This is a genomic window from Burkholderia sp. Se-20373, from assembly GCF_017104705.1.
GTDB lineage: Bacteria > Pseudomonadota > Gammaproteobacteria > Burkholderiales > Burkholderiaceae > Burkholderia.
Genome location: NZ_JAAGPH010000391.1, coordinates 1 through 627 on the forward strand (window position 1 = coordinate 1; position 627 = coordinate 627).

The following is a 627-nucleotide window of genomic DNA, read 5'->3' on the forward strand; positions in this document are numbered from 1 at the left end:
CCGGATCGTAGCGATAAGTCCGCATGCCGTTCTGCGTGTCCTCGATCCGCTCCAGCTGACCCGCGCGGTCGTAGGTGTAGCTGCGCTGCACGAGCCGCTTTCCGCCCGGCGTTTCGCTCCGGGTCACATTCAGCTTCTGGCGTAGCAGCCGTCCCGCCGCATCGTACTCTTGTGTCTGGGTCAGGCCATTGCCCTGCACCCGCTCGATCTCGCGATGCAGCGCGTCCCGTTCGATCTGCACCAGTTCCGTGTCATCGAGCAGCACGCCGTGCACATGGCCGCTGCCGTAGGTCAGAACCGCCACCCGGTGACCGTCCGGGCGGATCGTCGCCACGCGCTCATTCAGCACGTCATATTCGTGGCGCCACACCGCAACACGCCGCCCTTTCAGGAAGCGGAAATGCTGGTGTTCACGCGTGACATTGCCGGCCTCGTCGTGGAACCACTGCAGGCGGCTCGCGTCATTCTCCGCAAGGACCATCTGGCCGTTGCCGTTGTATGCGAATCGCTCTTGCTCGCCGTATTTCCACTGACGGGCGTCCGAATCCCATTGCCCGGTCTGACGCGACGTCAGCCGGCCAACCGCATCGAACTCGACCGTCGTGATCCGATGTCCCTGGTCGCCGT

The 627-nt window shown here is 64.3% G+C and carries 1 pseudogene; it reads right to left on the minus strand.

Going from position 1 to position 627, the window contains the following annotated elements:
• Nucleotides 1-627 (minus strand): annotated as a pseudogene (locus G3N96_RS38935) (RHS repeat protein); the annotation flags it as partial.